The organism is Echinicola sp. 20G (genome assembly GCF_015533855.1).
Lineage (GTDB): Bacteria > Bacteroidota > Bacteroidia > Cytophagales > Cyclobacteriaceae > Echinicola.
The window spans coordinates 20,059-45,845 of the sequence record NZ_AP024154.1 but is presented as its reverse complement, the minus strand read 5'-3'; the positions used below and the strand labels follow the sequence as shown (position 1 = coordinate 45,845).

At 39.0% G+C, this 25,787-nt stretch carries 27 protein-coding genes; 15 read left to right on the top strand and 12 right to left on the bottom strand.

Annotated elements, in window-relative coordinates; genetic code table 11:
- Window position 1: 1 nt before the first annotated feature.
- Window positions 2–1,291 carry an aminopeptidase P family protein gene (locus JL001_RS00235; RefSeq protein ID WP_200974172.1) on the top strand — a complete coding sequence of 430 codons (1,290 nt, stop codon included), beginning with the start codon at window positions 2–4 and terminating at the stop codon, window positions 1,289–1,291.
- Window positions 1,292–1,358: 67 nt separating this feature from the next.
- On the opposite strand, the gene tsf is transcribed toward JL001_RS00235, so the two are convergent.
- The 8 genes from tsf to JL001_RS00195 form a co-directional block, all read right to left on the bottom strand.
- On the bottom strand, window positions 1,359–2,189 hold the full coding sequence (tsf, locus tag JL001_RS00230) for a translation elongation factor Ts (RefSeq protein WP_192012033.1): 831 nt from the start codon (window positions 2,187–2,189) through the stop codon (window positions 1,359–1,361).
- A 152-nt stretch (window positions 2,190–2,341) separates the two neighbouring features.
- On the bottom strand, window positions 2,342–3,103 hold the full coding sequence (gene rpsB / locus JL001_RS00225; protein WP_192012034.1) for a 30S ribosomal protein S2: 762 nt from the start codon (window positions 3,101–3,103) through the stop codon (window positions 2,342–2,344).
- Window positions 3,104–3,144: 41 nt separating this feature from the next.
- Window positions 3,145–3,531: a 30S ribosomal protein S9 gene (rpsI, locus tag JL001_RS00220; RefSeq protein WP_192012035.1), complete on the bottom strand. Its 387-nt coding sequence runs from the start codon at window positions 3,529–3,531 to the stop codon at window positions 3,145–3,147.
- 12 nt (window positions 3,532–3,543) lie between these two features.
- Entirely contained in the window at window positions 3,544–3,987 is a 444-nt protein-coding gene (rplM, locus tag JL001_RS00215) for a 50S ribosomal protein L13 (protein ID WP_192012036.1), read from the bottom strand.
- Between the two features lie 206 nt (window positions 3,988–4,193).
- Window positions 4,194–4,904: an RluA family pseudouridine synthase gene (locus tag JL001_RS00210; RefSeq protein ID WP_200974171.1), complete on the bottom strand. Its 711-nt coding sequence runs from the start codon at window positions 4,902–4,904 to the stop codon at window positions 4,194–4,196.
- A gap of 107 nt (window positions 4,905–5,011) precedes the next feature.
- Window positions 5,012–6,061 (bottom strand): cell wall metabolism sensor histidine kinase WalK, encoded by a 1,050-nt coding sequence (locus JL001_RS00205; RefSeq protein WP_200974170.1) that lies wholly within the window; start codon window positions 6,059–6,061, stop codon window positions 5,012–5,014.
- A gap of 3 nt (window positions 6,062–6,064) precedes the next feature.
- A complete protein-coding gene (locus JL001_RS00200; RefSeq protein ID WP_200974169.1) occupies window positions 6,065–6,754 on the bottom strand; it encodes a response regulator transcription factor in 690 nt (229 codons plus the stop codon).
- 152 nt (window positions 6,755–6,906) lie between these two features.
- Window positions 6,907–7,698, bottom strand: coding sequence for a DUF3108 domain-containing protein (locus tag JL001_RS00195; protein ID WP_200974168.1), 792 nt, complete (start codon window positions 7,696–7,698; stop codon window positions 6,907–6,909).
- Window positions 7,699–7,884: 186 nt separating this feature from the next.
- On the opposite strand from JL001_RS00195, the gene recA reads away from it, so the two are divergent.
- Window positions 7,885–8,910, top strand: coding sequence for a recombinase RecA (gene recA, locus JL001_RS00190; protein ID WP_200974167.1), 1,026 nt, complete (start codon window positions 7,885–7,887; stop codon window positions 8,908–8,910).
- Window positions 8,911–8,969: 59 nt separating this feature from the next.
- Here recA and JL001_RS00185 read toward each other — a convergent pair whose 3' ends face one another.
- Complete coding sequence (locus JL001_RS00185; protein WP_200974166.1) at window positions 8,970–10,220, bottom strand: ABC transporter permease; 1,251 nt, start codon at window positions 10,218–10,220, stop codon at window positions 8,970–8,972.
- Window positions 10,221–10,346: 126 nt separating this feature from the next.
- Here JL001_RS00185 and queA point away from each other — a divergent pair, with 126 nt between their 5' ends.
- The 5 genes from queA (at window position 10,347) to JL001_RS00160 (ending at window position 14,927) form a co-directional block, all read left to right on the top strand.
- A complete protein-coding gene (queA, locus tag JL001_RS00180) occupies window positions 10,347–11,396 on the top strand; it encodes a tRNA preQ1(34) S-adenosylmethionine ribosyltransferase-isomerase QueA (protein ID WP_200974165.1) in 1,050 nt (349 codons plus the stop codon).
- Window positions 11,397–11,515: 119 nt separating this feature from the next.
- Window positions 11,516–12,196: a 2-C-methyl-D-erythritol 4-phosphate cytidylyltransferase gene (locus tag JL001_RS00175; RefSeq protein WP_200974164.1), complete on the top strand. Its 681-nt coding sequence runs from the start codon at window positions 11,516–11,518 to the stop codon at window positions 12,194–12,196.
- Between the two features lie 132 nt (window positions 12,197–12,328).
- Window positions 12,329–13,144: a LiaI-LiaF-like domain-containing protein gene (locus JL001_RS00170; protein ID WP_200974163.1), complete on the top strand. Its 816-nt coding sequence runs from the start codon at window positions 12,329–12,331 to the stop codon at window positions 13,142–13,144.
- A gap of 12 nt (window positions 13,145–13,156) precedes the next feature.
- The gene (locus JL001_RS00165) at window positions 13,157–14,215 is read left to right on the top strand and encodes a sensor histidine kinase (RefSeq protein WP_200974162.1); all 1,059 of its coding nucleotides are present in this window, start codon (window positions 13,157–13,159) and stop codon (window positions 14,213–14,215) included.
- A complete protein-coding gene (locus JL001_RS00160; protein WP_200974161.1) occupies window positions 14,193–14,927 on the top strand; it encodes a LytTR family DNA-binding domain-containing protein in 735 nt (244 codons plus the stop codon). The genes JL001_RS00165 and JL001_RS00160 overlap by 23 nt, the downstream gene beginning before the upstream one ends.
- A gap of 31 nt (window positions 14,928–14,958) precedes the next feature.
- Here JL001_RS00160 and JL001_RS00155 read toward each other — a convergent pair whose 3' ends face one another.
- Together JL001_RS00155 and JL001_RS00150 are read right to left on the bottom strand one after the other, a co-directional pair.
- A complete protein-coding gene (locus JL001_RS00155; protein WP_015263907.1) occupies window positions 14,959–15,180 on the bottom strand; it encodes a DUF2795 domain-containing protein in 222 nt (73 codons plus the stop codon).
- A gap of 80 nt (window positions 15,181–15,260) precedes the next feature.
- Window positions 15,261–16,520 carry a DUF349 domain-containing protein gene (locus JL001_RS00150; protein ID WP_200974160.1) on the bottom strand — a complete coding sequence of 420 codons (1,260 nt, stop codon included), beginning with the start codon at window positions 16,518–16,520 and terminating at the stop codon, window positions 15,261–15,263.
- A 143-nt stretch (window positions 16,521–16,663) separates the two neighbouring features.
- On the opposite strand from JL001_RS00150, the gene ettA reads away from it, so the two are divergent.
- Both ettA and JL001_RS00140 read left to right on the top strand, forming a co-directional pair.
- Window positions 16,664–18,343, top strand: coding sequence for an energy-dependent translational throttle protein EttA (gene ettA, locus JL001_RS00145; RefSeq protein ID WP_200974159.1), 1,680 nt, complete (start codon window positions 16,664–16,666; stop codon window positions 18,341–18,343).
- Between the two features lie 127 nt (window positions 18,344–18,470).
- Window positions 18,471–19,778, top strand: coding sequence for a pyridoxal phosphate-dependent aminotransferase (locus JL001_RS00140; RefSeq protein ID WP_200980259.1), 1,308 nt, complete (start codon window positions 18,471–18,473; stop codon window positions 19,776–19,778).
- A 57-nt stretch (window positions 19,779–19,835) separates the two neighbouring features.
- Here the strand turns inward: JL001_RS00140 and JL001_RS00135 are convergent, their stop codons facing one another.
- Complete coding sequence (locus tag JL001_RS00135) at window positions 19,836–20,789, bottom strand: zinc dependent phospholipase C family protein (RefSeq protein ID WP_200974158.1); 954 nt, start codon at window positions 20,787–20,789, stop codon at window positions 19,836–19,838.
- 213 nt (window positions 20,790–21,002) lie between these two features.
- Here JL001_RS00135 and rpsT point away from each other — a divergent pair, with 213 nt between their 5' ends.
- The 6 genes from rpsT (at window position 21,003) to JL001_RS00105 (ending at window position 25,751) form a co-directional block, all read left to right on the top strand.
- A complete protein-coding gene (rpsT, locus tag JL001_RS00130; protein ID WP_015263901.1) occupies window positions 21,003–21,257 on the top strand; it encodes a 30S ribosomal protein S20 in 255 nt (84 codons plus the stop codon).
- Between the two features lie 123 nt (window positions 21,258–21,380).
- Window positions 21,381–22,076 (top strand): DNA repair protein RadC, encoded by a 696-nt coding sequence (gene radC / locus JL001_RS00125; protein WP_200974157.1) that lies wholly within the window; start codon window positions 21,381–21,383, stop codon window positions 22,074–22,076.
- A 7-nt stretch (window positions 22,077–22,083) separates the two neighbouring features.
- On the top strand, window positions 22,084–22,701 hold the full coding sequence (locus JL001_RS00120; RefSeq protein ID WP_200974156.1) for a DUF1684 domain-containing protein: 618 nt from the start codon (window positions 22,084–22,086) through the stop codon (window positions 22,699–22,701).
- A 63-nt stretch (window positions 22,702–22,764) separates the two neighbouring features.
- Window positions 22,765–25,176, top strand: a complete 2,412-nt coding sequence (gene pheT / locus JL001_RS00115) for a phenylalanine--tRNA ligase subunit beta (protein ID WP_200974155.1) — start codon at window positions 22,765–22,767, stop codon at window positions 25,174–25,176.
- Between the two features lie 4 nt (window positions 25,177–25,180).
- Window positions 25,181–25,465 (top strand): hypothetical protein, encoded by a 285-nt coding sequence (locus tag JL001_RS00110; protein WP_200974154.1) that lies wholly within the window; start codon window positions 25,181–25,183, stop codon window positions 25,463–25,465.
- 1 nt (window position 25,466) lies between these two features.
- Window positions 25,467–25,751: a cell division protein ZapA gene (locus JL001_RS00105; RefSeq protein WP_192012056.1), complete on the top strand. Its 285-nt coding sequence runs from the start codon at window positions 25,467–25,469 to the stop codon at window positions 25,749–25,751.
- Window positions 25,752–25,787 lie beyond the last annotated feature (36 nt).

Sequence of the window (25,787 nt, the reverse complement as noted above, 5' to 3'; positions counted from 1 at the left end):
TATGAGATATAATCCCTTAGATCAAAGAGTCTACATAAAAAATAGATCAAAGCTAAAGCAAAAATTAAAACCGAAGTCTTTGGTGATCATTCATTCAAATGATGTGATGCCTACCAATGCCGATGGAACCATGAAATTCAGGCAAAACAATGATCTGTTTTATTTGAGTGGCATAGATCAAGAGGAAACTATTTTAGTGATGTGTCCAGATTTCCCAAATGAATCGATGAGGGAGATACTTTTAGTAAGGGAGACCAACGAACATATTGCTATTTGGGAAGGAAATAAGCTTACCAAAGAACGAGCTGAAGAGCTTTCTGGCATCAAGAACGTTCAATGGACATCCAATTATGAAGCAACCTTGGCCATGCTGACTACTTATGCAGAGCATATTTACCTTTCAACCAACGAACATAGAGGTGCTTCACATGAAGTAGTGACAAAGAATGCCCGTGAAATTGAAAAGGTTAAAAAAGATTTTCCCTTACACGAGTTTTGTAGGTTGGCACCTGGTATGGAATCTTTGAGATCTGTCAAAGAAGAAGAGGAAGTAGTGCAGATTCAGAGGGCGTGTGATATTACGGAGAAGGGATTCCGGAGAGTTTTGAGTTTCATTAGACCAGGAGTTATGGAGTATGAAATAGAAGCTGAATATATGCATGAGTTCTTAAGGCAGGGTAGTAGGGGCTTCGCCTATGAACCAATTATTGGTTCAGGCTATAATAGTTGTGTCTTGCATTATTTGGAAAATGATCAAGTTTGTCAATCTGGAGATTTGATCCTAATGGATGTTGGGGCAGAATATGGTAACTATAATGCCGATATGACCAGAACGGTTCCTGTGAGTGGAAAGTTTAATGAACGGCAAAAATCAGTTTATAATGCTGTATTAAGGGTGAAAAAGGAAGCTGTAAATATGCTTCGGCCTGGTGTGATTATTCAGGAATATCAAAAGGAAGTTGGGAAGGTGATGGAAGTAGAGTTAATAGGTTTAGGTTTATTAGACAGAACAGATGTCAAAAATCAAGATCCAGCTAATCCTTTATACAGAAAGTATTTTATGCATGGCACTTCCCATCATTTAGGTTTGGATGTTCACGATGTAGGTTCGGTGTACGAGCCTGTTCAAAAGGGCATGGTGTTTACTGTGGAACCAGGGATTTATATCCGTGAAGAAGGTATTGGAATAAGATTGGAAAACAACTATGTAATAGGAGAGAATAAAAACTTGGATCTGATGGCCAATATCCCTATTGAAGTGGAAGAGATTGAAGGACTTATGAATGCCTAGGAGGCTTTAACATAAAAAAAACCGCAACTGAAAAGTTGCGGTTTTTTTTATGATTTTTCGGAAAGAATTATCCGATAGATATTCTCTTGAAGTCTACTACTGTAAGACCTTTAGAAACACTGTCTAGGTATTGAGATACACTTTTGCTGCTATCTTTTACGAAAGCTTGGCTCAACAAAGTGTTTTCTTTGTAGAATTTGTTCAATTTACCCATAGCAATTTTTTCGATCATTGCTTCAGGCTTTCCTTCTGCTAGAGCTTGCTCTTTACCAACAGCAATTTCTCTTTCTACTGTAGAAGCATCCACGCCGTCTTTATCAACAGCAACAGGGCTCATTGCAGCGATTTGCATCGCAACGTCTTTACCTGCTTCTTCCACATCAGCTCCACCAACGTTTTTAAGGGCAACCAATACGCCCAATTTACCATTAGAGTGGATGTAAGGAACAACAGCCTCACCATTCACTACTACGAAGTTGCTGATTTCAATTTTCTCACCAATTTTACCAGTCATTTCGATGATTTTCTCACCTACAGTGATGCTTTCAAATGGTAAGCCAATAATTTCTTCTTTACTAGTAGCACCTTTTTCTACTGCTAAGTCAAGAATAGCGTTTGCGAAAGCTACGAATTCTTCATTTTTAGCAACGAAGTCAGTTTCACAAGTAAGGGTCAAAAGCACACCTTGAGATTTGTCGGCACTTACGTTAGTAACTACCACACCCTCTTTAGTTTCACGATCAGCACGGGAAGCAGATACTTTTTGTCCTTTTTTCCTTAAGATATCAACCGCTTTTTCAAAATCTCCTTCAGCTTCAGTAAGGGCCTTTTTACAGTCCATCATACCGGCGCCGGTCATTTGTCTTAGTTTGTTTACCTCTTGTGCAGTAATAGCCATTGTTTGATATTTTTAATAGTGATGATGACTTTTATTAAAACGTTTCGTTTCAAGATTCTAGCAAAGCTGAAACGAATAGGCAATAACAAAAAAATTGAACATAGGTAATTTACCGTATGTTCAATTTTCTGTTATTATTAAATCATAGTGGATTACTCTTTGGTTTCCGCGTCAGCAGCTTTTTTTGCTTCTTCTTCCTCTGAGAGTTTAGCCTCTTCCTTGTCTTTCTTTCTTTCTGAAAGACCTTCCTCGATAGCAGCGCCAACAGCCTTTACCAATAATGAAATGGATTTAAATGCATCGTCATTGGCAGGGATAGGGAAGTCAACTTCACCTGGGTTTGAGTTTGTATCTACCAATGCGAATACAGGAATACCAAGCTTTTTAGCTTCGGCAATCGCGATGTGTTCTCTTTTGATATCAACTACAAAAAGCGCAGCAGGAAGACGGGTTAGGTCAGCAATACCACCCAATACGTTTTCCAATTTTTGACGCTGTCTTGTAATCATCAAGCGCTCTCTTTTTGCTAGGCTTGTATAAGACTCTTCTTTCATCAATTTATCGATGGAAGACATCTTCTTCAATGACTTTCTAATAGTGGCAAAGTTAGTCATCATACCACCTAACCATCTTTCAGTAACGAAAGGCATTTTCAATCTTGCCGCTTCTTCAGCTACCAAGTCTTTAGCTTGCTTCTTAGTAGCCACGAACATGATTTTTTTGCCAGAGCGAACGATCTGCTTGATTGCGTTGGATGCTTCTTCAAGGCAAACGAGCGTTTTGTTTAGATCAATAATGTGGATACCGTTCTTCTCCATGAAGATGTACGGCGCCATTCTAGGATCCCACTTTCTTGTTAAGTGTCCAAAGTGAACACCAGCATCCAGTAAGTCTTTATATTCGATTTTAGCCATTTAAATATGTATGTTTTAATAATATCTGAGTATGGTCCAGATTAACGTTTAGAGAACTGGAATCTTCTTCTAGCTTTTCTACGTCCTGGTTTCTTACGTTCAACCATTCTTGGGTCACGAGTAAGGAATCCTTCTTTTTTCAAGGCAGGTCTGTGCTCTTCGTTGATTTCACAAAGTGCTCTTGAAATAGCCATTCTAGCTGCTTCTGCCTGACCTTTGATTCCTCCACCGTCTACATTGATTTTGATGTCGTAAGCTTCTGCTTCGTTTACCAAAGTAAGAGGCTGCTTAACTACAATCTGGTGCAGGTCAAACGGGAAATAAGATTCAATGCTTCTGTTATTTACAGTGATTTCACCTTTGCCCGGCTTCATATAGATCCTTGCAACAGATGTTTTTCTTCTACCGATTGTATTGATAACTTCCATGGAATGATCAAATTATAATTTAATTTCTTTTGGTTGTTGTGCTTCATGAGGATGCTCAGCACCTTCATACACATAAAGATTGGTATACAACTTGTTCCCTAGTCTGTTTTTAGGCAACATACCTTTTACTGCTTTTTCGATAAGAATTGCAGAAGACTTCTCCTTTAATAATTTAGGAGTAGAGATTCTTTGACCACCTGGAAAACCTGTGTGACGAACATATACTTTCTCATCCCACTTCTTACCGGTTAACCTGATTTTGTCTGCATTGATGACAATTACATTGTCTCCGCAGTCTGCATGAGGAGTAAAGCTAGGCTTGTTTTTTCCTCTTAGAATTTTCGCTACCTCACTTGCAAATCTACCTAGTACTTGAGCTTGGGCGTCCACTATTACCCAGTTCTTTTGTACTGTAGCACTGTTTGCTGATACGGTCTTATAGCTTAAAGTATCCACTGTGTAAATGTTTAATTATTAGCTTGTTAAATACATTTCACCCTCAAAAAGGGACACAAAGATATGAGGATTTCCAAACATATGCAAAATATCCGGAGGTTTACTGCCTAATTTTCACGAGGATAGCGAAATTTCAATTCGTTTCCCTGTGAAAGTTTTCAGTATTGAAGAAAGGATTGATAAGGTGGTTAAGGCTTTTTTTGGCCTTAAGCATTCTTTTCCAGTTGCTTAATCAATACTGCGTAGTCTTTGGGGTAAGGAGCTGATACATTGATCATGTTTCCGTCCAGTCCCTCAAAGGCTATCGAATAGGCGTGCAGTGAAACCCGCTGCATAATTGGAAGCTCTTCTGTGCCTTTTTTAAGGTTAAATCGTCTTTTGAGATCTGATAGGTATAAGTTCTTGCCTCCGTACATCTCATCACCACAGATCGGGGAGTTCAAGTAGGATAAATGTATCCTGATTTGGTGAAGCCTTCCTGTCACTGGTTTACACTCAATCAAAGAATGAGCATAATAGGTTTTTAATGTGTTGAAGTAAGTGGTGGCTGGTTTTCCCTTCATGCTGATTTTTGCAATTCCATTATTGGTTGCTACCAGATTTCGGTCCACAAGCTGGTTTTCATATTCATGAATCCCGTCCACTACGGCATGGTAGACTTTTTCTACCTTTCTGTTTTCAAATTGGATGGCAATATTTCTATATGCCTCCGGGTTTTTCGCTATTACCAAACATCCTGAAGTTTCTTTGTCCAGTCTGTGACACACCTGGGCATCTGGAGTGTGACTCTTGGCCAAATGAAGGATGTTTTGTCTTTCATGCCTATCGTCTAAGGTCGATAAGTATGGCGGTTTATTAATGACTATATAGTCTTCGTTTTGAAACAGAATAAGGTCTTCAAAATCTACTTTTTTCATATAGCCGTGCTTACACCTTTCAAATCAATGTGCAAAAGTAGGTAAAAATAATAGATTTATAAAGTCTAATCAGAATAAAATATTGTATAAGGACTTTTATTGTTTCTTCAATCTTTCTTTGCCTTATGGAGAGGAAGTGAAAAACTAAATAGAGAACCCTTTCCAATGGTGGAAGAAACAGATATTTTACTCTTATGGCCTTCTAGGATATGTTTAACAATGGCTAAACCAAGCCCTGTGCCTCCCATTTCCCTCGATCGACTTTTGTCCACTCTATAGAAGCGCTCAAAAATTCTTTTGATGTCCTCGGCAGGGATTCCAAGGCCATTATCTTTGATGTCTACAGTCAACGTGTTTTTGGACGAATTTAGTGAAATATGAGCTTCACCGCCTTCGTGGTTGTATTTGATGGCATTGGAAATAAGGTTCTGGCAGACTCTGTAGATCTTATCCTTGTCCGCATTGGTCATGAAGTTTTTGTCAGAATTGTATGTAAACCTGATGTTGATATGCCTCTTTTCTGCCTTGTGCTCCAATTCTTCAATTACTTCCTCAATTAGGTCTACCATGCTAAATACTTCAAAATGGAATTTAACCACTCCGCTCTCCATCTGGTTGAGGGTAAGTAAATCCTGGACTAGTTTATCAAGGGCATTGAGACTTTTGGCAGCTCTTTTTAGGAATTTATCTCTTACTTTGACATCTTCCACGGCACCATCAAGCAAGGTGTGCACATAGCCCTGAGCAGCAAAAATAGGTGTTTTCAATTCATGGGAGATGTCAGCAATGAATTCTCTTCTAAATGCTGCATTTCGCTGTAAGGTCTCGATTTCCTTATTTTTTGCAATAGCGTAGGAGTTGATCGTACTGTTTATTTTTCTAAGAGGAGAGATGGAACTCTTTTTGGGTTTTTCTGCTACTCCGCTAAGGTCTTTCTTTTGGATCTTTTCTAATACTGAATAAATATTGCTGATTTCCTTAAAAATTAGAAACTCTAGGGTGATGTTAATAAGGATATAGGAAATGGCAAGCGTAAGACCCCAGGCTACTGTAAGTAGCATTGGGGTCGCATCATCCAATAAAGAGAGGAATGCGACAGTAAGGGCAGATATAGCAAAAGCCAATACTAGGGAGATTCCCCTGGAAGTTGTAAGCATACTTTAATTATTGTCAAACTTATATCCTACGCCTTTTACAGTAGTAATATAGTTTTCTCCTATTTTTTCTCTCACTTTTCTGATGTGAACATCAACTGTTCTGGCCAAAACAAATACATCTGCTCCCCAGATATTCTGAAGCAATTCATCCCGGCTGAATACCATGTTAGGATTTTTTGCCAAGAAATACAATAGCTCAAACTCTTTCTTTGGAAGGGTGATGGTCTTGCCTCCTTTATCAATAGTGAAACTACTTCTATCGATAGTTAGGTCTTTGATTTTGATTTGGGAGACTTCTTGCTCTTTTTTGGACTCTCTTCTAAACAAGGCGGAGATTCTACTTACCAAAGCTCTTGGTTTGATAGGTTTGGTGATATAGTCATCAGCCCCTACATCAAAAGCAGCCACCTCTGAATACTCTTCCGATCTTGCGGTAAGGAATATTACAAATGTGTTTTTGAGCTCTTCCAGGTCCCGGATTTGCCTACAGGTTTCTACACCGTCTTGGTTAGGCATCATGATGTCCAATAGAATGACATCAGGCTTGAATTTTATGGCAGTTTGTACAGCTTTGATGCCATCATTAGCGGATGCTACTTCATAACCCTCTTTTTCAAGGTTGTAGGTTAAGATTTCAATAATATCTGGTTCGTCATCTACTACCAGAACTTTGATTTTTGGTTTGTCACTCATTTGACTTTGCCAGTTTGTTGATTGCTTAAAAACACCGCTAATTTAGAAAAACTATGAAAAGAAATAGCTTCATGATTTAAAAAAGCGGTTATCGTCCATATAAAATTTCGCTAATTGATATTTTTGTTAAATTAATGTTAACAATAGATCAATTATTTGTTTCGTAAATTTTTGGCTTCTGTGATTTCCATGTTAAGTGCTCCCACGATCAGGTCTGCTTCTATTTTTACCGGAATTCGGTTCCTATCATCCGTAATCCACATTTTAATTGGATTTTCTCCACTGAAAAGTTTATTACTGGGCATAATTGGAGAGACAACAAAAGTGTCAAACTTTCCCAGCTTTGTGGAAATTTTATCTTTTCCTTCAAATATTAACTTTAAGTTATATGTTTTTTCGTCAAAGAAGCCTTTTATGGAAATGATATCTCCTTTGTTCAGTTTCTCCAAATCCAAATGACGCATGTAATAAAAACCACTGACTATATCTTGGATTTCTGGAGAGATATCATGCTCAGTAGTTTTTGTTAATTTTCGGTTTTCCTTGTCATAAAGTTTGACTGTAGCGGTTTTTTGGTCATGGTCAAAATCGATCACTTCATGTTTTCTATATCCGCCTTCTTCAATGTGCCTGTAAGATCGGTAAGGGATGTTTTGGGTAGTGTCCATCAGAGTGCCCCAGTTGTCCTTTACTTTAAAAATACTGAAGATACTTAGTGTTTTTCCATAAACATCTATTTTATAAGCAGGGCGATTGTTGATTTGATGGATCTCACTGTCAATAATCATTTTGGCTTCTGCTGCATTAAAAAAAAGGTACTTTACTTTAAAAGTAAGTTCTTCTCCTTTTTTGTAAGGCTTACTTTCCGTTTGGGCCATTAGCTGCGCTGAACAGGCAAAAGAGAGTAGGTTTAAAATGAAAAATAATCTTAATGGAAAGGACATATAATGGATGTTACTTTGAGAATCCGTGTTCAAAAGTTATACCAAACTGACAGTGACCTATTAATACAAATTCCTAAATTAATAAAACGACATTATAAAACAATGGTTGTAGCTAAAGTTGATATTCAGGATGCGAATGTTTACTTTCACATAATATTTACTTACCAAGTTTCTACCTATTGATTTATGAGCGAAAATACTGAAAAATTAAAAGCACTTCAGCTAACCATTGATAAGTTGGAAAAGACTTATGGAAAGGGGACTGTTATGAAGCTGAGTGACAATACCGTTATAGATATTCCTTCAATTTCGACAGGTTCTTTGGGCCTTGACCTGGCCTTGGGAGTAGGTGGTATTCCAAAAGGAAGGATCATTGAGGTTTATGGCCCTGAATCTTCCGGTAAAACTACCTTGGCCATGCACTGCATTGCTGAAGCTCAGAAAAAAGGCGGCTTGGCTGCTATCATCGATGCCGAGCATGCTTTCGATAAGATTTATGCAGAAAAGCTGGGCATTGATACAGAAAACCTATTGATTTCCCAGCCTGACAATGGTGAGCAAGCTTTGGAGATTGCTGAACATTTGATCCGTTCTGGAGCAATTGATATTATTGTGATTGACTCTGTTGCGGCGTTGGTGCCGAAAGGGGAGTTGGAAGGAGAAATGGGAGATAGCAAAATGGGACTTCAGGCAAGGTTGATGTCTCAGGCACTCAGAAAGCTGACAGGTGCGATCAATAAAACAGGATGCGCATGTATCTTTATTAACCAGTTAAGGGATAAGATTGGAGTCATGTTCGGAAGCCCTGAAACTACTACTGGTGGTAATGCCCTGAAATTTTATGCTTCAGTGAGGTTGGATATCAGAAGAATTGGTCAAATCAAAGAAAGTGCTGATAATATCCTAGGTAACCGTACTAAAGTGAAGGTGGTAAAGAACAAAGTAGCACCTCCTTTTAAGGTGGTTGAATTTGACATTATGTATGGTCAAGGGATTTCCAAAGTTGGAGAAATTATTGATTTGGGCGTGGAGTTTGATATTATCAAAAAGGCAGGGTCTTGGTTCTCTTACGAAGGTAATAAATTAGGCCAAGGTAGAGATGCTGTGAAAAACTTGCTGTTGGATAATCCAGAATTGATGGAAGAACTTGAGAATAAGATCAAAGCTAAATCTGGTCTGAACGGTGTAGTAGAGGAAGTAGCTGAAGACTAATCGAAAGTTAAAATAAAAAACTAAAAGGGAAGGCATCGATGTCTTCCCTTTTTTTGTGCTTAATTACTTCTGATGGCTTCAACCGGATCCATTTTAGCAGCCATCCCTGCAGGGATCGAGCCAGAAAGCATTCCTATTGTGGAGCTCAGGCCAAGTCCTAAAATGATGTTTTTGGCCGATAGAAACACTTCCAATGCCCCAAGAGGTATAAATGTTATGGCGAAAACCAGTAGCAAACCGGCCAATCCACCAAAAAGACTTAGGAAGGTAGACTCAAAAAGAAATTGCAGTAAAATGAAATAATTTTTAGCTCCAAGGGATTTTTGGATTCCAATGATATTGGTTCGTTCTCTTACTGAAACAAACATGATATTGGCGATACCGAATCCTCCTACCAGAATGGAAAATCCCCCAATGACAGCCCCAGCGATACTGATCACATCGAAGATCGCTCCAATGGCATTTTGAATAAACTCCGATTTGTTTAAGGCAAAGTTGTCTTCTTCTATAGGTTTTAGGCCACGTTTAGCCCTTAGTAATCCAGTCATTTCATTCTCTAAGGCGACCAGGTTTTTGTCATCATCGTAGCCTTTGGCAGCAATGGTGGGTTCTACTCCCCATCTTCCCATGTAATACATCTTGCCAAATGTGCCAAATGGAATGAGACAAGCGTCATCTTTAGAAGGCATATCAAAGAGTCCTTCTCCCTCTTCTTCTAGAAGGCCAATGACAATAAACTTTTGCCCTTTGATTTTTACTTCTTTGCCAATAATGTTGTCATCTCCTTGAAAGAGTGTTTGAGCTATCTTTGCACCTATAACAGTGACATTTCTTGCTGCGGAAATTTCCAATTCAGTAAAAAATCTACCTTCAACTACAGGGATGTCATATACCTCTTTATGGTTAAAGACCACGCCCTGAAGATTGGCTCCCCCAAAGGAACTGCTACCTCTTTTAATGGTGGTATTGGCTGAAGCGGAAATGGTAATGGCTTCTGCATTTTTCATGCGCTCCTCCAAAAACAAAAATTCGTTATAGTTTCCAGGAGGCCTTCTGAAATATTTCCACCAAGGATATTCTCCTCCTCCTGCTGCAAAAGGAAACCGGTCAACTCGGACTACATTGGTTCCCAAGAAAGAAAAACTTGACTTGATGTTTTTCTCCAAAGAATCCACTAAAGTGAAAACCGCAATGATGGCGAATATACCTATGGTCACGCCAAGCAGGGACAGGATGGTACGTGTCAGATTAGATTTTAGGGCCTGAAGGGCAAACCTAAAACTCTCCCAAATAAGTCTGAAAATAATCACCTGATAAATTTTGTTTAAAAACTATTGACAATATAGGTAGTTTTAGCTATAATTCTTATTAACTTTGCAGTTTTTACGACCATATCGTAAATCAAAATATTCAATCATATTTCTATAAAATTATATATGAAATTATCAGATTTCAAATTCGAAGTTCCTAAAAAACTCATTTCTTTATATCCTTCTGAAAACCGTGATGAATCTCGGTTGATGGTAGTCCACAAAGACACTGGTGAAATAGAGCACAGGATTTTCAAGGACATTATTGAATATTTTGATGAAGGAGATGTTTTTGTAACGAATAATACCAAAGTTTTTCCCGCTAGGTTATATGGCAACAAGGAGAAAACCGGGGCGAAAATCGAAGTGTTCTTATTAAGAGAACTTAATCAAGAACTGAGGCTTTGGGATGTTTTGGTAGATCCAGCGAGAAAAATCCGAGTAGGCAATAAGCTTTATTTTGGAGATAGTGATTTGGTGGCTGAAGTAATTGATAATACTACTTCCAGAGGTAGAACCATCAGATTTTTGTTTGATGGAACTGATGAGGAATTCTACAAAACCATTGATGCACTTGGTGAGACTCCGATATTGAAGGAATACATTGAGCGTAAGGTAGAAGAAGAAGATAGAGAGCGCTATCAGACAATATATGCAGAGCATGTTGGTGCTGTGGCTGCCCCTACTGCAGGTTTGCACTTTACTCCCCATTTGTTAAAAAGACTTGAAATCAAAGGTGTGGAGGTAAGCCCTATTACGCTTCATATTGGTTTAGGAACTTTCCGTCAGGTGGACGTAGAAGATTTGACAAAGCACAAAATGGATTCTGAGAATTATGATATTCCTGAGCCTACCGTTGAATTGGTTAATAAAGCTTTGGACAATAAGAAAAGGGTTGTTTCCGTAGGTACCACCTCGTTGAAGACGGTCGAATCCTCAGTAACTGCTAATAATAGATTGAAGGCTTCCAGCGGATGGACTGATAAGTTCATCATCCCGCCATATGACTTTAAGATCGCCAATGCTTTGATCACCAATTTCCATATGCCCGAATCAACTTTGTTGATGACCACTGCGGCATTTGGAGGCTACGATTTGATTATGAAAGCTTATCAGGAAGCAGTTAAAGAAAAATACAAGTTCTTCTCTTATGGAGATGCAATGTTAATCATATAATAAAAAAGGCTCTATTTAGAGCCTTTTTTATTATAATATTTTTACCTAAGGATAACATTACCAATATATAATCTTCTTTTATAATACCTACTTTTGCAGCGTCAAGCTAAACGAGTTTTATGAACAAAGCAGCGATAATTGTAGCAGGGGGAAGGGGCACCAGAATGGGGACGCCAATACCGAAGCAGTATTTGGAAATAGGTGATAAGCCTGTTTTAATGCATACTTTGGAAATATTTTACAAGTTTGATCAATCTCTTGACTTAATTCTGGTTATACCTGAAAATGATTTTTCATTTTGGGAAGAACTTAAATCTAGGTTTGATTTTCAAGTGCCTCATCAGGTGGTGGCAGGAGGAAAATCTAGGTTCCAGTCGGTGAAGAATGGGTTAGGAGCGATTGATTGGAACGATGGTTTGGTGGCTATTCATGATGGGGTGAGGCCCTTTGTGAGTAAAGAGGTTATTGGGAATAGTTTTGTAGAAGCAGAACGGACCGGAAGTGGTATTGCTGTAGTTCCACTAAAAGACTCTATCAGGAAATTGACCGATGAGAACAGGTCTTTTTACCAGGAGCGGCAATATTTCAGGTTGGTCCAAACACCCCAGACTTTTAACTTAGGTAAAATTAGACAAGCTTTTAACGTAACTGAACTTCATCATTTTACAGATGATGCAACAGTCTATGAGCATCAAGGCTGGCAAGTAAGCCTGATAGCGGGCAATGCGGAGAACATTAAGATTACCACACCTGAGGATATGGATTATGCTGAGTTTCTGATTCAAAAAAGCAAGCCCTGACTTTTACCGATTAAATTTGTCGATTTACCGATTTTTTGAGTGGGATGACCTAATTGGTTTCTGAAAATTTCATAAGTTGAAGTAGTTTTGGTTCATGGTTGTTATGTTGACAATCTGCTAAACTATAATGCTATGAAAAGAAAATACGGAAATGGAGATGGAGGTAGGGTAACTACCGGTTTGATTGTGCTGGCAATAGGCTTGTTCTTGCTGCTTCGTAAGATGGACATTTTTATTCCAGACTGGATATTCTCTTGGCCAATGATTTTTGTGGCCATAGGTGTTATCTCTTTGGCCAAGCATAATTTCCAAAGTGGTTTTGGAGCTTTCATGCTGCTTTTTGGAGGGTTTTTCCTTGTTAAAAATGAGTTGAATATTCCATTTGGTATAGAACCTTACCTGATACCGATTGGCTTAATTATTCTAGGTATTTTCCTTTTGGCTACCAAAAAGCAGAATAAGTTTCAGGATTTTAATAATTGGAGTGGATTTTCAGGAGGGAGTTCCTCAGGGACTAGTGAAGAAGGGAAGAGTACAGGGAAAGGAGAAACATTTATGTCAGATACCAGTTTTGGGCATGCTGACTCTGCAGAATTCCAAACAGAACAAAAGGATATGGTGAATTCACAGGCCTTGTTTTGTGGTATCCAAAAAAGGGTGATGTCTAAAAACTTTAAAGGGGGCAAAGTATCCGCTTTTTTTGGAGGAACTGAAATCGACCTTACCCAAGCTGACTTGGCTGATAATGCCGTTTTGAATGTCGAAGTGGCTTTTGGTGGAGTGAAATTATTGATGCCACCTCATTGGGAATTAAAAATGGGAGTGACCAATATTTTTGCCGGAGTTGAAGACAAACGAATGTACCCTAAGTCTGGTGAAGAAACAGGGAAGGTTCTGGTTATCAATGGAACCGTACTATTTGGTGGTCTTGAAGTAAAATCCTTTTAAGTAAAGCTTAGTATGATAACCAGGCTACTGAAAACCTCTGATCAGGGATGGCTCAAAATTTTGATTTTTGTATTCCTGGTGATTGTCGGTATAGCCTATTTGATAACATATTATGGCTGGGATTTAAAGACCAGTTTTTTAGATAGCATTGTTTTTACTGGCTTGGCATCTGGAGGGGTGATGCTCCTTGAAAATATCTTTAGGTTTTACCAGCCTCAAAAAAGTAATACTTGGTTGTTGGTTGGGCTTCCATTGGTGCTGGATATTTTTGTGGTCTTTGCTGCTAGTATGGTGCTCAAATACTTTGTCAAATTTGATTTGGCCTATCTTGATTTTCTAAATGATTCCTTGGTTATCAGGGCTGTAATAGTTTTGATTGTATTGGGAATGTATACTGCAATTTTGGTTGTAGGAGGACAGCTTGAAGATCAATTGGAAGTTAGAAAACGATCCGAGACAATGGAGCGGCTGTCCAAAGAAGCAGAACTGTATCACTTGCGTCAGCAATTGCAGCCACACTTTCTGTTTAACAGCTTGAATTCAGTGAATGCCTTGGTCAAGAGACAGCCAGAACAAGCTCGAGAAATGATTTTGCAGCTTTCGGAGTTTCTGCGGGGAACCATCCGAAAAAATGATATGGAATGGGTTACGGTAGAAGAAGAAACCAATTACCTTAAACTTTTTTTGAAAATTGAGAAAGTTAGGTTTGGTCATCGGCTGGAAGTAGAGTTTGAAGTGGAAGAGGAGGCTTGCCCATTGATGGTTCCACCGCTTTTGATTCAGCCCTTGTTGGAGAATGCCGTGAAACACGGTGTTTACGGACAGTTGGAAGAAGTCATGATTCAAGTGCATGTGGCTAAAGTGAAAGGATACTTAGAAGTAAAGATTTCCAATCCATACGACCCCAACGCAGTGAATGAAAAAGGGGAGGGCTTTGGCTTGGAGTCCGTTAAAAGGAGAGTTTATCTTTTGTTTGGAAGAAATGATTTACTTAGTGTAAGTAAATCTGATGATTTATTTAGAGTTAGTTTAAGAATTCCAATTACCTATGATCAAAACTGTAATAATTGATGATGAACCATTAGCTGGGCAACTTGTTGAAGAGTATTTAGAAGACTATCCTAACTTTGAGGTTGTTAAGGTTTGTTTAGATGGTTTTCAAGGGTTAAAGGCCATTCAAGAGTTTGCTCCTGACTTGATTTTTTTGGATGTTCAAATGCCCAAAATTACCGGTTTTGAAATGTTGGAACTCTTAGATAAGCCTCCAGGTGTCATTTTTACTACGGCGTTTGATGCTTATGCTATGAAAGCATTTGATGCACATGCCGTAGATTACCTTTTGAAGCCCTTCTCCAAAGAGCGTTTTGCCCAAGCTATAGGCAAGTTCCTTCAGCGCGGAGCAAGTTCAGAAATTGATAATTTGTTGTCCAGTCATCACTCGGTGGGAGAAGAGTTTGCCAGTCGAATAGTGTTGAAGGAAAAGGGAGAGATTAAGGTTGTTCCTGTTAAGGAAGTTAAATATTTTGAAGCCAACGATGATTATGTGAATATCTATTTGTTAAACCAAAAGTATCTGAAAAACAAGACGTTAAAGTTTTTTGAGTCAGTTTTGGATCCGAAATTATTTGTCCGAGTACATCGATCCTATCTAGTAAAGGTTTCTGAAATATCAAGAATCGAACCCTATGAAAAAGATGGGCACATAGTCCGATTAAGAGGGGGTGAGGTGATTCCTGTAAGTAGATCAGGTATGAATAAGCTAAAGTCAGTACTGGGAGTTTAAAGCAAAAAGAGCCCTTTATAAAGGGCTCTTTTTAATATTCATCTTCATTGAAGAAGAAGTCATCTTTTGTTGGATAATCTGGCCAGATCTCTTCGATGTTTTCATAAGGTTCTCCATCATCTTCCAATTCTTGGAGATTTTCAACCACCTCAAGAGGTGTACCTGTACGAATAGCGTAATCGATCAATTCGTCTTTAGTAGCTGGCCACGGCGCATCTTCTAAGTAAGATGCTAGTTCTAAAGTCCAATACATAGTGTCAACATTTTAAGTTTTTCCGTTGTGCACGGGAAAGCAAAAATATAAAATCTTTTAAGTTTTAAAACTCTAACCAATTATTTGTTTGAAAGTTCCTTCAAAATATGATTTTTTACTTCAAGCTTCCTTTTATAAGCACCTATTTTTCTATATAAAATTGTTTCGAAATCGCTCTCTTGAGAACGGAATTTCTCTGAGTTTTCTTTTACTGTACTGAGTTCTTTTTCATCTCTTACGATCAGGTCTTTCATGATATTGATTTTTACCTGATTTTGTTCATGTTCTTCCATTTCGTGGAAGTTGTCGAACTTGGACCTTGCTAGTTTGTGCAAGAAAGATTTCTCAAATACTATATCAGTAAAGAAGACGAACAAGCGAGAGTATTGTTGTGCTTCTCTAGGTTTTTTGGGAGGTAATGTTTTCCATTCCGCCTGCAGACGTTTGGCTTTTGAGAGTTTCTCAGGCGTTGTTGCACCTAAAGAAAGTGTTCTCATATTGTCTGCCAATTGCTCCAGTTTTTTTACAATTTCATAAGGGCGGAGCATTGGAGGCCTTGATTTATTTTGCTGGACGGTCCTTTTATATCGACTGAATATCCTGTTGTTCAGTTTCGAAAATTCATCCCACAGCGGCTGCCTTCTTTCAGCAGGCACTTTTCCAGATTCTTTCCACTGTTTTTGGATTTTCTTACTGATCTCAAAGGCCTGTCGGGCATCTTGCATATTAAAAGCGTCACGGGCCTGTTGGACCAGGTGCTCGTAAACTTTGATGTTTTCATCTGCTTGCAGAGCTAAGCCTTCAAAATAGTTTTTCCTGTTTTCGAAAAAAGTATCTGTAGCAGACTGAAAAGTTCCTTCGATTTCATCTTTCAATTCAGGTGGGACTGGACCGGTCTTTATCCACCTTAATTTTAAATCCTTAAACTTTTCGGAAGTCTCTTTCCAATCGGTGTCGTTTTTGAGTTCTTCCGCTTCCAGGATTAGTCCTTTTTTGATTTCCAGGTTTCTGGCCCTGTTTGTTTGGATAATGTCGTTGAGGTATTCCTCAAGTTTGTCCAATTCCTCTATTAGAGGCACAAAGTCACCGAGTGCGTCATATTGCATCAATGCATCTCTCAAGTGAATAAGCTTCATTAAAAAAGAACCTTTGTTTTGGTTGTCTTCTATGTCTTGCTTGAGGTCAGTTACTTTCTTCTTGGCCTGTTCAAATCGTTCTTCAAAATACTTGATGGTGGAAGCTTCGCTCTCTTTTACTTCTCCGATCACTCTATCTTCCTGATTTAAAAAACCTTTTAAATAAACTTTGTCTTCTTTAATGTATCCATATGGATGCTCCATCTCGATTCAATAGGTTGGTGGTAAGTCGGCTAATTCTTGTTTTCTGCAAATTAATTAATTAAGATGCATTTATCCTAAGAAAGGCGATTATTTGCCATATTTGTTCTTTCTATAAATATAACCATTAGGTAAATACAAAAAATATGAGTGACGAGAAAATTATATTTTCAATGGCTGGGGTGTCTAAAATTTACCCACCACAGAAGAAAGTATTGAAAGATATTTATTTGTCTTTTTTTTATGGAGCCAAAATAGGGGTGCTAGGGCTTAATGGTTCCGGGAAAAGCTCGTTGTTGAAGATCATTGCAGGCATGGATACGGAGTTTCAGGGAGAAGTGGTTTGGTCGCCTGGATACTCTGTCGGGATGCTGGAGCAAGAGCCGCAGTTGGATCCAGAAAAGACAGTAAAAGAAGTCGTAGAGGAGGCTGTTGCCGAAACAGTTCAATTGCTGAAGGATTTCGAAGAGATCAATGAGAAATTTATGGATCCTGCTGTAATGGAGGATCCTGATGCGATGAATGACTTGATTGAAAGGCAAGGAGAAGTACAAGAAAAGCTGGATGCAGCCAATGCTTGGGAACTTGATGTGGTTCTGGATAAAGCAATGGATGCCCTGAGGCTGCCACCAAGTGAAGCTATTGTGGGTAATTTGTCAGGTGGAGAGAAAAGAAGGGTGGCACTTTGTAGGTTATTGTTACAGGAGCCTGATGTACTTTTACTGGATGAACCTACCAACCACTTGGATGCTGAATCTGTTTTGTGGCTTGAACAACACTTGAAGCAGTATAAAGGAACGGTAATAGCTGTAACTCACGATAGGTATTTTCTGGACAATGTTGCAGGATGGATATTGGAGCTTGATCGAGGTGAAGGGATTCCTTGGAAAGGAAACTATAGCAGTTGGTTAGACCAGAAACAAAAACGACTTGCCCAAGAAGAGAAAACCGAATCCAAAAGACAAAAGACTCTTGAAAGAGAGCTGGAGTGGATAAAAATGACACCAAAAGCCAAGCAGGCCAAAGGCAAGGCGCGTTTGAATGCGTATGACAAATTGGTAGGGGAAGAAGCTAAAGAGAGGGAAGCCAAGCTTGAGCTTTATATTCCACCAGGGCCAAGGTTGGGAGCGAAAGTGATTGAAGTTAATGGTGTTTCCAAATCTTTTGGAGATAAATTATTGTTTGAAGACTTAAGTTTTGCACTTCCTCAGGGGGGCATAGTTGGGATTATTGGTCCAAATGGTGCGGGTAAATCAACTTTATTTAAGCTGATCACTGGTAATGAGATACCTGACTCCGGAAGTTTTGAAGTGGGTGAAACTGTTCAGCTGGCCTATGTTGATCAAGAGCATGATACACTAGATGCCCAAAAGTCAGTTTACCAAACTATTTCAGAAGGCAATGAGAACATTAAGCTAGGAAATCGAGAAATGAATGCCAGGGCGTATGTGAGCAAGTTTAACTTTTCTGGCTCCGATCAGGAAAAGAAAGTTGGTGTACTTTCCGGCGGGGAGCGAAACAGGGTTCATTTGGCGCTTACTTTGAAAGAAAACGGTAATTTACTGTTGTTGGATGAACCAACCAATGACTTGGATGTAAATACGTTGAGGTCTTTGGAAGAAGCATTGGAGAACTTTGGGGGCTGTGCTGTGGTAATCTCCCACGATAGGTGGTTTTTGGATAGGATATGTACTCATATTTTGGCCTTTGAAGGGGATTCACAAGTGTATTGGTTTGAGGGGAACTTTTCCGATTATGAGGAGAACAAGAAGAAGCGATTGGGAGATGTGGCTCCTAAAAGGATTAAATATAAAAAACTGAAATAGGTCATTTGACTAAAAGTTGGTAACTGGTCTGAAACACCAAATTTTATTAGTTCCAAAACAAGGTAGGGGGATTTATTTTCCCTACCTTTGGCGGAAATTTTAGAATTGCATTATTGGTATTGATATGATCAGACAGATTTTGCTTGCCCCAGGTGCTGATGAATTGAATTATGAGATCAGGGGCATAGTTAAGAAGGCAAAAGTGATCGAGCGTTTGGGCCATAAGATCACTTGGGAAAATATTGGAGACCCTATCCAAAAGAGCAATACTATTCCCGCGTGGATGAAGGAAATTGTAATGGGATTGGTCAGTGAGGACAAAACCTATGGATATGCTGACTCTAAGGGGATGTTGCAAACAAGAGAGTTTTTGGCGGGATTGAATAACCAAAGAAATGGTGTTCAGATTACCGCAGAGGATATTTTGTTTTTTAATGGGTTGGGAGATGCTATAGCCAAACTTTATCAGTTTTTAATTCCTACTGCCCGTATCATCGGTCCTTCACCAGCGTATTCTACCCACAGTTCTGCTGAAGCAGCGCATGCCAATTCCTTTCCAATAACCTATAAGTTGGATCCAGATAACAATTGGTATCCAGACATGGATGACCTATACAATAAAGTCAAATACAACCCTAATATTGTAGGTTTATTGATTATCAATCCGGATAACCCAACTGGTATGGTTTATCCAAGAGAGGTGTTGGAGAAATTTGTGGCCATAGCCAGGGAGTTTAATTTGCTTTTGATAGCTGATGAAATTTATCAAAATATTACTTACAACGGCTACGATGCGATTTCTTTGTCAGAAGTGATCGGTGATCTTCCTGGAATATCATTGAAAGGAATTTCCAAAGAATTTCCGTGGCCGGGTTCTAGGTGTGGTTGGATGGAATTTTATAATAAAGATGCCTCAGAAGAATTTAATAAGCTCTGCACTACCTTGGAAAATGCGAAGATGATTGAGGTGTGTTCTACAATGCTTCCTCAGCTGGCCATTCCTAAGGTGATGAGTCATCCTGATTACGCATCTTACAGAAGGGAAGCTAATGATCGCATTGGTAAAAGGAGCAAGATTATGGAGGAAGTGCTGTCTGGAGTTCCGGGAATTAAGTTCAATAAAACAAAGGGAGCTTTTTACAATACCATTGTCTTTGATGAAAGCATGTTAAACGAGAGACAATTTCTTCCTGTTGAGGACTTACAAGTGAAGGGATATTTGGATCAGTGGTTAAGAGAAGATGATATGCCTCATGATAAGCGTTTTGTCTATAACCTTTTGGCAGCAGAAGGGATATGTGTAGTGCCTGTCAGTTCTTTTTGCTCCAATTTAAGAGGTTTTAGAGTGACGCTGTTGGAAGAGAATGAAGATGTGTTTAGGGATACTTTTACTAGGATCGCTAATAGCATAAGGTATTATCTTCAGTCGGCCTAAGCCAATCAAAAGAACACGTAAGGAAAGATATGGCCGCCTCACCGAAAGGCGGCTTTTTTAGTATTCGTGGTTTCTGATTTTTAGTTTTGAATCAACTTTGGTCGTGTCCGCTGAAAGTTCAGGTTGAATTTTTTGTTTAGTGAACAGGGTGAGGTCAGGTTGTCCTGCATCTACCCAGCAGGTGAACCAAAAGTCGGCTACCATTTTGATCGATTTTTTCATTTGGCGTTCCACTTGTCCTGAAAGCATCAAGTTGTATTCGTTGGTGAAAGCTTTTGAATAAACTTTGGTATTGATGTTCCCCCGCTCTTCAAAGCTATACTTTTTATCCTGCCGAAATTTTTGACTTAGTTCTTTTTCAAACTGCAATACGCTGTCAACGGCGTGGTGTGATTGAATGATTGCTTCCCAAGCGGCAAGCTGGGTGTTCGGAATGTATTCTGCCTGACCAACAAATAGATCAAAATCTTCGGCTATCAATTCAGGAATTCGGCTTTCCCAAAATCCATGGATGCCGTCTTGTCCTGTAAGTTGTCCATTGTAATTTTCAGTAGTGTGGAGTGGGACATTAATGTCACCAAGGTAATGGCCAAGATCCGCTGAAAGACGAAGTATGGAAGCTACATTTTTTTCTTGGAAAGCTTTAGTAAGCTGTGTTTTTACAAAATAAACATTCCATGGAGCTATCCCATATTTTCTTAAACTGTCTTCACCAAATTTGGCTATGGCATCATCCCAATACCTGGGAAGCTTATAAACGGCACTGTCTCCAAACACGTCAGCATCTAAGTAGTGTTTTTCAGCTTCGCCTTTTACCGCATACCTTCTTTTATCTGGATTTACCGCATTCTCGGTAATGAAAGCGATGTTTTCTTTGTAGAACCCCAGCATCTCTAAGGGGAGTGAAAATACAGCAGTTTGATTGATCTTTTTGTGGGCATAAAATCCCCAAAAGGCAAAACTCTGAAAATCGATAAGGAGGAATAAAATAAAAAGTGTCAAACGTTTCATGATGAAAATTATTACAGGTTATATAAAAATAGAAAGTGGAATTCCTTACATTTGTAGTTGGTTATGGTTTAGATCGTTTGAAATTTAGTGTAAATCAAAAACTTTCTGGGCTTTAGTTTATTAATCCTTTTGTGATTAAAAATAAAACAATTAACTTTGCACTCCTATTAACGGGAAGTGGAGAAATAAAGAAATTTAAGTTAAAAATAAGATATGGCAAATCACAAATCAGCTCTAAAAAGAATTCGTGCAAACGAAGCCAAGCGTTTGAGAAACAAATATCAGGCTAAGACGACAAGAACTTTTATCAAGAAGTTGAGACACACTACTGATAAAGTTGAGGCGCAAGAGCTATTTAAGAAAGTTTCTTCTATGATTGATAAGCTTGCTAAAAAGAACATCATTCATAAAAATAACGCTGCCAACAAGAAATCAAGCTTAGCGAAGTTCGTTAATGCTTTAGGATAAGCAATCCTAATAAGCTTTGAAAGCCCTGCTGTGATCAGTAGGGCTTTTTTTATTGCTTGATTTTTAATATTTTAAGTCTCTATTTTAATCAGTTTTGAGTTTTTTTAAGCTATTTTTTGAACAATGGAGAGCTATCAATCAATAAAAATTTCTGCTTTGGCAGAGGAAGACCGTCCGAGAGAAAAATTGTTGTTAAAGGGTAAGTCGTCTTTGGCAGATGCTGAGTTAATCGCCATTTTAATTGGATCAGGGACAAAGTCAATGAGTGCGGTGGATTTGGCAAGGCATATTCTTTCAAGCGCTGGAAACAATTTGGCAGATCTTGCAAGGCTTAGTGTAAAGGACCTTCAGAAATTTAAAGGTATAGGAGAGGCCAAGGCAATTTCGATTGTAAGTGCCTTGGAACTGGGGAGGAGGAGGAAAGCAATGGATGCCCCGAAGAGGCCAAAAATAACAGGTTCGCAAGATGTCTATGATTTGATGCGACCGGAACTATTGGATGAGCAAGTTGAGTATTTTTATGTAGTATTGCTGAATAGAGCTAATTTTGTGATCCGAAAAGAAATTGTCAGCAAGGGAGGCAAAAGCGGTACGGTGGCTGACCCGAAAGTGATTTTTAAACTTGGCCTAGAGCATGGAGCCTCAGCAATGATCCTGGTACATAATCATCCGTCAGGGAACCGAAAACCATCACGGGCAGACGAAATCTTGACCAAGAGAATGGTCGGCTTAGGCAGGGATTTAGAACTACCTGTGATTGATCATTTGATTTTCACTGATGTTAGCTATTTTAGCTTTGCCGATGAAGCAATGATTTGAAACTAGTATGAAACAGAAACAATTATTATTATCAGGAGTTGGGTTGGTCGTTTTGGTAACCTTTATATACATGTTTACAGGAGGAGAAAGTACAGCAGGTTATCAAGAGAGTGTGTTGAGTGAGCGGGAAAAGCAATTCAAGTTTTTAAAATTTAATGATGAATCACCTCTTACAGCTGTGCAGAAAAGGTCTTTTGATTCTTTGAATTGTTTTCCGATTGATGAGAAATTTCGTGTTCGGGCACGAATGGTGCCACTACAAAACAAAGAGTTGTTGGAAATTCCCATGACTGATGGTTCAAAAGAAAGGTATTTGAAGCATAGTTATGCTGAGTTTGAAATTGCAGGCACCTCTCAGCGTTTGTTGCTTTTACAGTCAATTAATGAGGTAGATAAGAAAAATTTCTTTTTGCCTTTTGCAGATGAGACAAGCGGTGGACTAACCTATGGTGGAGGAAGGTACCTGAATTTGAGGCAGGATGGACTGAATTCCATTACCATTGATTTTAATTTAGCCTATAATCCATATTGCGCTTATAACCCTGATTTTGCTTGTCCTATTCCACCCAAAGAAAATGTTTTAACTATCCCAATAGAGGCTGGTGAGAAAAATTACAAGGAATAAGCTTTCTGCCATTGGCATTTATCTTAAATTTGCTCCTTAATTCGATAAAATCAGTTTGAATACATGAAAGTTGCTATAAATAGATTAAAAGATTTTATATCCTTTGATGAAGATACCGACAAAATAGCTGAGTTGCTTACTCAGTCTGGCCTTGAAGTAGAAGGAGTAGAGCGATTTGAGTCTATTCCAGGTGGGCTTCGTGGTGTGGTGATTGGAGAAGTCATGACATGCGTTCCTCATCCCAATGCCGACAGACTCAAAGTCACCACGGTGGATGTTGGTGGGGAGATCGTACCTATTGTATGTGGAGCTCCTAATGTAGATAAAGGCCAAAAAGTAGTTGTTGCTACTGTCGGAGCAGAATTGACTCCAGAAAGGGGAGAGCCATTTACGATTAAGAAAGCTAAAATTAGAGGAGAGGTTTCTCAAGGGATGATCTGTGCCGAAGATGAGTTAGGGTTAGGTCAGAGCCATGATGGCATTATGGTTTTGGATACAGATTTACCTAACGGTACACCTGCAAGCGAATATTTTGATCTAGAAGTTGGGGATGTCCTAGAAATTGGATTGACACCAAACAGGGCTGACGCTGCTTCACACTTAGGAGTTGCCAGAGACTTGAAGGCTTTGTTGAAAAAAGATGTCATTATGCCTGACGTAAGTGCATTTAAGGTAGATAATACGTCGCGGTCTGTAGAGGTGGAAGTGGAGAGTTTTGAAGACTGTCCACGGTATGCAGGTCTAACAATTTCCAATATTAAGGTAGAACCTTCTCCTTCTTGGTTACAGAACTACTTGAAAGCTTTGGGCTTGGAACCAATCAATAATGTGGTGGATATCACCAACTTTATTTTACATGATTTGGGCCAGCCTTTACACGCTTTTGATTTGGACCAAGTTGCCAATGATAAGATTATAGTGAAGAAGTTGCCTAAGGATACTCCTTTTGTTACTCTTGACGAGAAGGAAAGGAAGTTGACAGGTGAAGAATTGATGATTTGTGATGAAAACCATGGCTTATGCATTGCAGGGGTTTTTGGAGGTAAAGGTTCTGGCGTAAGTGATCAGACTACTTCTATCTTTCTTGAGAGTGCTTATTTCTCTCCGGATGTGATTAGGAAAGGAAGTCAAGTTCATGGTCTTAAAACAGATGCTTCTTTCCGATTTGAGAGAGGTACAGATCCCAATATGCCTTTGTTTGCCTTGAAAAGGGCTGCCATGTTAATCAAGGAAATTGCTGGTGGTGAGGTGACCTCTGAGGTAGTTGACCTGTACCCTGTTCCAGTTTCAGACTTTGAGATCGATGTGAAATATGCTCATATTGATCGATTGATTGGGAAGCATATCCCTAAGGAATTGGTGAATGAGATTTTAGAAAACTTGGAGATCAAAGTTGCCAATGAGTCAGAAGAAGGGTTCAAAGCAATTGTGAAGCCATACAGGGTCGATGTAACCAGGGAGGCAGACATTATTGAAGAAGTACTCAGAATCTATGGCTTTGAAAACGTGCTGCTATCGGAAACTTATGAAGCAGGTTTCTTGGCAGAACACCCTGCAAAAGACTCCAATAAGTTGCAATACAGAACTTCTGAGCTGCTTTCAGGAATGGGCTTCCATGAGATTATGACGAATTCCCTGACCAAGCCATCCTATGCTGAGAAGTCAGGATTCCTGAACGTTGAAGAGAATGTGGAGATTTACAACAAGCTAAGTGAAGACCTAGGGGTGATGAGACAGACCCTATTGTTCACAGGTTTGGAGGTATTGGCTCACAATATCAATAGGAGGCAAAAGGACCTGAAACTCTTTGAATTTGGGACAGCTTATTTCAAGGAGAAAGAAGGTTACAGAGAAGAAAAACACTTGTCTTTGTTTTTGACTGGAGATAAGGCGGCAGAAAGCTGGTTGGAACCTTCCAAGCCTGTTGGTTTTCCTGATCTTTACACTATTGTTGAGCGTCTTTTGGACAAGTTGAACATCAGTTTGCCTAATGTAGAGATCATCCATGAAGCACCATTTGAGTATGCCTTAAAGCTGACCTTGGGAGAAAAAGAAATTGGGAAAGTAGGTGTTCTATCATCAAAAATCACCAAATTGGCAGAGGTGAAGCAAGAAGTGTTTTTCGCGGAATTGCGTTGGGATTACTTGCTAAAGAAAGCCAGTGGTCTAAAACAGTATCAAGAGATTTCGAAATTCCCAGAAGTGAGAAGAGACTTATCTTTGGTGATCGATAAAGAGGTTTCTTTTGATACGGTTAAAAAAGTAGCAGAAAAGGCTGGAGGCAAGCTTTTGAAGCATATTGGTGTATTTGATGTATATCAGGGAGATAAAATTGATGCAGGGAAAAAAGCTTATGCGCTAAGTTTTTATCTTCAGGACAATAGTAAAACATTAACCGACAAAATCATTGATCAGTCCATGAGCAGGCTGATGAAGTCTTTTGAAAAGGAGATAGGGGCTTTGATTAGAAAGTGATAAGATGATCCACGAGGAACTCCAAAATTTGCAACAACTGGCCAACAGGGTCACCAAAAAGATCGAACAGCTGGAGCTGGAAAACCAGTCTCTGAGAGATCAATTGGGTGGCATGAGACTGGAAATTCAAGAAAAAGAGGCCTCCTTGGAGCATTTTAAAAATCAAATTAAAATTAGTAAAATTGTAAACAACATACCGGTAGAAAATTTAGAGTCTGCTGAATTGCGCAATAGAATAAATAATTATATAAAGGAAATTGATAAGATAATTACTTACCTGTCTGAATAAAATGGATACGCTTTCAATAAAAATAAAAATTGGAGATAGGGAATACCCTATGAAAGTGAAGGCGGAGGATGAAGCGAAAATCAGACGGGCGGGGAAGTTAATCAATGACAAGCTTAAAAGATATAGAGAAGAATTTGGTTTGGATGACAGGCAAGACCTGTTGGCAATGGTAGCATTTGACTGTATGGTGGAGGCCATGGAGGCGAACGAGGTGAGTTCTGAAGATAGCGAACAGATTTCAGCTACCCTTTCTACGATTAATAACCAATTAAAATCCATATTGTAACTATTGTTTGCAAAGCAGGGACAATATCTTTCCGTC